Annotated in this window: 7 protein-coding genes; 3 read left to right on the forward strand and 4 right to left on the reverse strand. The window is 43.0% G+C overall.

What is annotated here, in order from left to right:
- Nucleotides 1–28 precede the first annotated feature (28 nt).
- The 3 genes from argF to dnaB form a co-directional block, all read right to left on the reverse strand.
- Nucleotides 29–952 carry an ornithine carbamoyltransferase gene (argF, locus tag ACT3QR_RS08675; protein ID WP_444520944.1) on the reverse strand — a complete coding sequence of 308 codons (924 nt, stop codon included), beginning with the start codon at nucleotides 950–952 and terminating at the stop codon, nucleotides 29–31.
- 217 nt (nucleotides 953–1,169) lie between these two features.
- Nucleotides 1,170–2,276, reverse strand: coding sequence for an alanine racemase (alr, locus tag ACT3QR_RS08680; RefSeq protein ID WP_444520945.1), 1,107 nt, complete (start codon nucleotides 2,274–2,276; stop codon nucleotides 1,170–1,172).
- A gap of 163 nt (nucleotides 2,277–2,439) precedes the next feature.
- Nucleotides 2,440–3,843 carry a replicative DNA helicase gene (gene dnaB, locus ACT3QR_RS08685; protein ID WP_444520946.1) on the reverse strand — a complete coding sequence of 468 codons (1,404 nt, stop codon included), beginning with the start codon at nucleotides 3,841–3,843 and terminating at the stop codon, nucleotides 2,440–2,442.
- 297 nt (nucleotides 3,844–4,140) lie between these two features.
- Here dnaB and pdxA point away from each other — a divergent pair, with 297 nt between their 5' ends.
- From pdxA to ACT3QR_RS08700, 3 genes are all read left to right on the forward strand, one after another.
- Nucleotides 4,141–5,229, forward strand: coding sequence for a 4-hydroxythreonine-4-phosphate dehydrogenase PdxA (pdxA, locus tag ACT3QR_RS08690; RefSeq protein ID WP_444520947.1), 1,089 nt, complete (start codon nucleotides 4,141–4,143; stop codon nucleotides 5,227–5,229).
- 141 nt (nucleotides 5,230–5,370) lie between these two features.
- Nucleotides 5,371–6,234, forward strand: a complete 864-nt coding sequence (gene rsmA / locus ACT3QR_RS08695; protein WP_444520948.1) for a 16S rRNA (adenine(1518)-N(6)/adenine(1519)-N(6))-dimethyltransferase RsmA — start codon at nucleotides 5,371–5,373, stop codon at nucleotides 6,232–6,234.
- A gap of 140 nt (nucleotides 6,235–6,374) precedes the next feature.
- On the forward strand, nucleotides 6,375–7,211 hold the full coding sequence (locus ACT3QR_RS08700) for a symmetrical bis(5'-nucleosyl)-tetraphosphatase (protein ID WP_444520949.1): 837 nt from the start codon (nucleotides 6,375–6,377) through the stop codon (nucleotides 7,209–7,211).
- Between the two features lie 176 nt (nucleotides 7,212–7,387).
- On the opposite strand, the gene ACT3QR_RS08705 is transcribed toward ACT3QR_RS08700, so the two are convergent.
- Nucleotides 7,388–7,697 (reverse strand): hypothetical protein (locus tag ACT3QR_RS08705; protein WP_444520950.1); only part of this gene is annotated, 310 nt, incomplete at its 5' end.

Below are 7,697 nucleotides of genomic sequence, written 5' to 3' on the forward strand. Positions count from 1 at the left end.
AGAATAGCCTAAGGCAATAAAAGACAAGCTATGCAGGCAGCTTAATTTTGTCTTTGAGTAAAAACTCCATCAATGCTTTTTGTGCGTGTAAGCGGTTTTCGGCTTCATCCCAAACGACAGAACGCGGGTCGTTGAGCATATCATGAGAGATTTCCTCACCACGGTGAGCTGGCAAGCAGTGCATAAATACCACTTCAGGGTCGGCCTTGTCTAATAGAGACGGCGTCACTTGATAAGGGGCAAAACGACGTGCACGCGTATTTTGCTCAGACTCTTGACCCATACTTGCCCATACATCGGTGACAATTAGGTTAGAATCTTTTGCTGCGTCTTGTACGTTTTCTACCAGACTCACGCAGTGTGAGAAACGCTCCATAAGTTTCGGATCAGGCTCAAACCCGTAAGGTGCTGCCACACGTAATTCAAAACCAAACTGATTGGCAGCTTGCATAAATGATGAGCACATGTTGTTGCCATCACCAACCCATGTGACGATTTTGTTTTCAATACTACCGCGATGCTCGTAATAGGTTTGCATATCAGCGAGCAATTGGCATGGATGATAGTCATCAGTCAATGCATTGATAATAGGCACACTTGAGTATTCAGCAAAGGTTTCAACTTTTTCGTGTCCAAAGGTACGAATCATAATGATATCGACCATGCTAGAAATCACACGTGCTGAGTCTTCTAGTGGCTCACCGCGACCTAGTTGAGTATCATTTGGCGATAAAAATATGGCGCTGCCACCAAATTGACCCATACCCGTCTCAAATGAGATACGTGTACGTGTTGAAGATTTTTCAAATATCATGCCAAGCGTACGACCAACAAAAGGCTGGTATATCTCGCCTGCGTGTTGCATCTTACGCAATTCGCTTGCGCGTTTGATCAAGTTTTCTAGTTCTTGTTTGGTTAAATCAGATAAGGTTAAAAAATGGCGCAAACTCATAGTAATCCTAGCAGTCGATCGCAGTCAGTGAAACGTCATCAATCTTCAATAGCATCGCGTCAGTGCGTATACTGGGGTGACAACAAACTTTTAGTATAGCGTATTTACTTTCAATGTAAACGTTCATTTTTATCAAGAGTAAATGGCTTGCCAAATAGACCAAAGTCATATTAGCAAGCCATGACACCTTGTATACTAGTGACTGTGCCGCTAATGATTATGCCTGTGTACGGTTTGGACGTATGCTGAGGCGACATAATAGCTCATAGCTAATTGTCCCAGCATGACATGCTACTTCATCGACACGCGGCGCATCGCCCCAGAGCATGACCTTACTATCTATAGCAAGACTTTCAGGTGCGTCACTGATATCAATGACAATCATATCCATAGCCACGCGCCCAATCACAGGGCAACGATAGCCTTGATTATCGTTAGCATCTATAACAGTGACATAAGCGTCATCAGTGACCACACGTGGGTAGCCATCACCATATCCAACGCTTACTAATGCGGTTCTGGTGTCTTGCTTTGCACGCCAGCGACTACCATAGCCAATCGCATCATTTGCGCTAACGGTTTGTAAGGCGATAATCTGAGCACTAAATTCCATCGCTGGCTGCAAGTCTAATTCTTGTGCGCTTTTATCAACGACAGGCGAGCTACCGTATAAAATAATGCCTGGACGTACCCAATCATAATGGTAGTCTGGGAAATTAACAATACCAGCAGAGTTGCATAATGAGCCTTGAATATCTGGGCTAATGGTGTCTTTTAAAGTCGCCAATACACTTGAGAAACGCTCAATCTGCATGGCATTTAATGGATGATCGTGGTCATCAGCATTGGCAAAATGTGTGGTTAGTATCAGCTGATAGCCCGCTTCATGTAGGCGTTTTGCTGCTGATAGCACACCCTCAGCATTGAAACCCAAACGATTCATGCCTGTATTGTATTTCAGCCAAGCCACTCTAGTTGCACTGCCAACTGGTGGGATGTTTTGTAGTGCCCATTCTAGCTGTGGCCCGTGATGAATCACACAGCTAACCTCATGATCAATCGCTTGTTGCCATTCACCAGCGCTAAACGCCCCTTCTACTAAACCGATGGTTTTCTTCCAACCTAACTGTCTGGCTTCTAACGCTTCAGGCAAAGTAGCGACACCGATACCATCTGCTTGCTGTAATGCCGGTAAGACTGCCGCTACGCCATGTCCGTAAGCGTTAGACTTGACCATAGCCAACACTTTAGACTGGGGTGCACGTTGTTTTACTTGATTTAGGTTATGAGTAAGAGCTTTTGGTTTTATAGTGATTGTGCGCATAATTGCCTTCTGTATGAGTAGAATTATGAAGTTATAAAGCCAGTACCGCATCGATTGAATTGATGCGGTACTGGCTATTGTATTGAAAACTGTTAATTGAAAATTACTTGCTGACTTATAATCAAACCTGATTTTGTATAGAACTTAAACGTTATAACGTTGGTTACTCGTCATTTTCAAAACTCACACCTTGGTAGTACTCTGGCGTTAGGTTAATGAAGCGGGTAAATTGACCTTCAAAGCCCAAACGAATAGTACCGATAGGGCCGTTACGCTGTTTGCCAATGATGACCTCAGCTACACCTTTGTGGTCTGAGTTTTCATTATAAACCTCGTCGCGATAGATGAAGGTAATCAAATCAGCATCCTGCTCAATCGCACCAGACTCACGCAAATCCGACATAATAGGACGCTTATTAGGACGGTTTTCCAGACTACGGTTAAGCTGCGATAGCGCAATCACTGGGCACTCAAGCTCACGTGCTAGTGCTTTTAGACTACGAGAAATCTCAGAAATCTCGCCAACACGGTTGCCATCTAGACTGGGTACTTTCATCAACTGAAGATAATCGACGATGATAGCACCTAATTTGCCGTCATGGTTTTTAGCGATACGGCGACAGCGTGAGCGCATCTCAGATGGTGGTAGGGCAGTACTGTCATCGATATATAAATGCTTTGATTGTAAATGCTGAATGGCGTTCATCATTTTCGCCCATTCATCTTCGTTCATTTGCCCAGAGCGTAGGTGCGTCTGATTAATCGCACCCCATGAGGATAACAAACGCATCACGATAGACTCAGCAGGCATTTCCATCGAAAACACCACGACTGGCAAATCTTCATTAAACAAAATACCTTCTGCTAAGTTCATCGCAAAAGTGGTTTTACCCATCGAAGGACGCGCAGCAACAATAATCAAATCTCCTGCTTGTAGACCTTGTGTTTTATTATTTAGCTCGGCAAATGGTGTCTGTAAACCAATCATGCCATCTGGATTTGATTTAAGTTCTTGAATTTTATCGATAACATTGGTCAAAACAGAGGTAATACCGACAGGGCCACGCTGTTCTGCGCGTTTGTTATGCTGCTCATTGATACTAAATATCTTGCCCTCGACATTATCTAGAATGTCACTAACGCTTTGGTCTTTTGGATTATAGGCAAGCGTCAACATATCATTACCAGTGGTAATCAGTTGGCGTAGGGTTGATAGCTCGCGTACGCGTTGGGCATAGGCAGTCAGGTTAAACAAGGTAGCAGGACTTTGGCTCAAAATATCCGCCAAATAACTGTCACCACCTGCGCCTGTAAGTAGCTTTTGCGCTTCTAGCCAGTCGTGTACCATGACCGTATCATAAGGCTCATTCACTGCCGCCAAATGGGCAATGGCATCAAAAATGTATTGATGTCGACCAGCATAAAAGTCATCTTTGGTGACAATGTCGGCAATCTTGTCGTACGCCTCTTCGATACTCATCAAAGACGCGAGCAATGCCTTTTCAATATCAATATTGTGCGGCGGTGTCTGATTGAGTAAGTCGTCGGTTTTGTCGTTTTCTGCCATGAGTGCCTAATGAGTTAAAATGGGTATGAAAAAGGATGTCGATGATAGAGCAATACAAACATAGCGCGCCTCTACGATAGAAGTACCAAAACGTGGTCTCAGGTTTGTCTGTAAATGCTACAATCAGATGCGAAAGTTTAACACATAATGTGGTTTTTTAGACTTGTTAAAGAACTAAATCTAAAGTGATTATTTTTAATGAACTAAGAAATACCATACAATGTCTAAGTATAAAAACTTAAAATACGAATTATAAATATAATAAAATCAATAATTTAAATAAATAAGGCTATTGTTATGACAGAAGAAAAACGACCGCTATTAATCACGACAGGTGAGCCTGCGGGTATTGGAATGGATGTAGTGCTAGGATTAGCAGAAGAGGGCAAGTTGCAAGACTTCGCTCGGCCAATCTGGGTAACTGCTGATGCAGAAGCCATGCAAGCTCGCGCAGAGGAATTGGTTGCAGCTGGCATGTTCGAAAGAACACCTAGTTGGCATACTATCAATACAGATATAAATACCGATAACTTTGATGTTAACTTGGTAGAGCAGATATCACAGCAAGATATAAATGATGGTAGTGCTTTTATTCTACTGAATATTCCTTGTGCCGCACCCGTTGTCTGCGGGCAAATCAATATTGCTAACTCAGCGATGGTGGCTCAGCAGTTAGACGTTGCTCATAAACTGGCGATAAATAATACAATTGCTGCCATCGTCACAGGTCCACTGCAAAAATCAGCGTTGATAGATGCTGGTATCAAGCTATTAGATGGCACCATGTTTAGTGGTCATACTGAATTTTTTATGCAGCAAAGCGGTTGTGAGAAAGTCGTCATGATGCTTGCCAATCAAGCGATGAAAGTAGCGCTTGTCACAACTCACTTGCCATTGAAAGACATCCCTGCTGCGATTACTGCGGATAACGTGCGCCAAACGGTACAAATTGTCATTGATGATATGCGAGAGAAGTTTGGTCTCACGCAGCCTCGTATTTTAGTCTGTGGTCTCAATCCCCATGCAGGCGAGGGCGGGCACTTGGGAAGTGAGGAAATGGAGATTATCAATCCAGTTCTGCGAGAGTTCATCGATGCAGGTGTCAATATATCTGAGGCGATGCCAGCCGATACGTTATTTACGACCAGACATTTAGCCAATTGTGATGCGGTCATTGCCATGTATCATGACCAAGGGCTACCAGTACTGAAATCACATGGGTTTGGCGATACGGTCAATCTAACCTTGGGGCTGCCTTATATTCGTACTTCTGTCGATCATGGTACAGCGTTAGATTTGGCAGGAAGCGGCGGGGCGAGTGCGACGAGTTTATATCAAGCATTAAATATGGCTAATGAAATGGCTGATAAATCACTGAGCCATTAGCCATGTGTAATTGATCACGATACTATTTTTAAAAACACAGCCTAATTATGAGCTGTGGTATAATTTGTCATTATAAAGTCAGCGTATTGCTGCCATTACATTATCATTGCCCATTTATCTTTTATACATTAAGACTCTTTTATGTCCAATTCTACATTTGATGCTCAAACTATTTCTAACAGCTTACGTACTGCCAAACATCAGCCGCGTAAGCGCTTTGGTCAAAATTTCTTGCATGATACTAGCGTCATTCGTGAAATCGTCGAAAGTATCCGTCTAGAGCGCGATGACAATTTGATTGAGATTGGGCCGGGTATGGGCGCATTGACTGAGCCTTTGTTAGCAGAGGTTGATGCGATGACCGTGGTGGAGCTGGATCGTGATTTGGCAGACAGCTTACGTATTCGTATCGGTGCCAACAGTCATCCAAACTTTGAAATTATCAAAGACAACGCGATGCATGTAGATTATCGTGAGCTTTATAGTGAAGAGCGCGGTAAGCTGCGAGTAGTGGGTAACCTGCCATATAACATCTCGACGCCTATCTTGTTTCATCTGCTTAGCTATGCTGATGTGATTCAAGACATGCATTTTATGTTGCAAAAGGAAGTGGTCGAGCGTATCACGGCTGATGTAGGTAGCAAGACTTATGGCCGCTTATCTGTCATTATGCAATACCATTGTGATACGGATTATCTACTGACCGTTCCTCGTGGTGCTTTCAATCCACCACCAAAGGTGACCAGTGCCGTCTTCCGTCTGATGCCGCATATCAACAAACCAGTAGTGGCAAATGATGAAGAGCATTTTGCCATTGTCGTACGTGAGACTTTTAACCATCGTCGCAAGACATTACGTGCTATCTTCAAAAAATCAACGTTGCTGCCAACATTGAGCGAAGATGATTTTGCGGCTTGTGGGATCGATCCGCAGGCACGACCTGAGACTTTAAGCGTCACAGACTTTGTGAACCTAAGCAATCATTCACAACAGCTAGACGTATAATATATCTTCGAGGAATAAAAGCATACTACTAACCGTCAATCATAATGGCGGTTTTTTATGCTTTATTTTTTGATTAGTGCTTAAGTGTTTATTTCTTATTGAACTGTCTTTAACTATCATGTTTAGACCATTGAGGTGTTATGAGTTTTCGCCATCAGTATGTTATCGGTGACTTGCAAGGTTGCTATGCTGCATATCTACAACTACTAAAGACACTGGATTTTGATCCTGCCCAAGACAAGCTATGGTTTGCTGGTGATCTGGTAGCACGCGGCGAAGACTCATTGAACACGCTGCGTCATGTCAAAGCCTTATGTCAGCAAGGCGCTGCGGCGACGGTATTAGGTAATCATGATCTTAATTTGATTGCTGTTTGGCGCGGTGTAGCCAAGCTTAAAAATAAAGACAAAACCGCACCAATTTTTGCTGCGGATGACTGTGATGAGTTGCTTGAATGGTTACGACATCAGCCTATATTGGCTTATCCTGATGAGCATACGGTGTTGGTACATGCGGGTATTCCACCGCATTGGAGCATTGAAGCCGCCGCAGAGTACGCACAGCAACTAGAATCTCAGCTGCAAAGCAATTTGGAGCAGCTCGACCAATTGCTGCCGAATCTATATAGCAAAGAAGCGGATAAATGGCATGCAGGTATCGAAGGATTTACTAAATTGAGGGCGATTGCTAATTACTTTACGCGTATGCGCTTGTGTAAGCAGGATGGGGCGCTTGAGTTTAGCTTTTCAGCAGACTTATATGAGCCTATGCCAACCGACTTTTTGCCTTGGTTTGAGTGGCAAGTACCGCGTACTCGTAAGATATTATTTGGTCATTGGGCTGCACTAAAAGGCAAGACTGATTTGCCACATGCGCGTGCGCTTGATGGTGGCTGTGTGTGGGGTAATTATCTATTGGCTTATAGATTGGGTGACGGCAAGGTAATAACTTCAAGCGAGCAGTGCCCGAGTTCATAGTGAGGGTTATAAGCGTCTTAATATATAAGGCTAAATAAACAGTCTGTTTTGAGTGGTCTATTAATAGGTTTGTTGAGTGAAATAACTGGTTCCAATAAAGTATGCTTAAAACAGAAAGCGGGCAATGAACTTCATCGCCCGCTTTTTTAATATTGATTACTGCTTACAATAGAGTTCTATATAATATGGAACGTCGCTTCTGTTTGCATATTATCGTTAAGCGCTTGCACTGTAGTGAAGTCCACTGCTATCTCTGGCTCAGAGGCTCCACTAAATCCTGTAGCAGCAGAAGATTCCTTAGTTATAGCAATTGTATCAGAGCTTTCAAATGCTAACTCATCACTATTTATATCAAGTAAATCTTCAATTTTAGGTAGCTCTACTTTTTTTGAGTTTGCAAGAATATCTATTTTAGTATTGGAATTTTCCTCTTTATCGAATGACATCAGAGTACGAGCGTTACTACCGTCTGCATTCACCATATCT

It is taken from the genome of Psychrobacter sp. AOP7-B1-25 (assembly GCF_052376195.1).
Classification (GTDB): Bacteria; Pseudomonadota; Gammaproteobacteria; order Pseudomonadales; family Moraxellaceae; genus Psychrobacter.

What these genes read in the sequence shown, in the direction of transcription:
- argF (WP_444520944.1), bottom strand. Translation starts at nt 952, where the DNA reads ATGAGTTTGCGCCATTTTTTAACCTTATCTGATTTAACCAAACAAGAA.
- ACT3QR_RS08700 (WP_444520949.1), top strand. Translation starts at nt 6,375, where the DNA reads ATGAGTTTTCGCCATCAGTATGTTATCGGTGACTTGCAAGGTTGCTAT.
- dnaB (WP_444520946.1), bottom strand. Translation starts at nt 3,843, where the DNA reads ATGGCAGAAAACGACAAAACCGACGACTTACTCAATCAGACACCGCCG.
- alr (WP_444520945.1), bottom strand. Translation starts at nt 2,276, where the DNA reads ATGCGCACAATCACTATAAAACCAAAAGCTCTTACTCATAACCTAAAT.
- pdxA (WP_444520947.1), top strand. Translation starts at nt 4,141, where the DNA reads ATGACAGAAGAAAAACGACCGCTATTAATCACGACAGGTGAGCCTGCG.
- rsmA (WP_444520948.1), top strand. Translation starts at nt 5,371, where the DNA reads ATGTCCAATTCTACATTTGATGCTCAAACTATTTCTAACAGCTTACGT.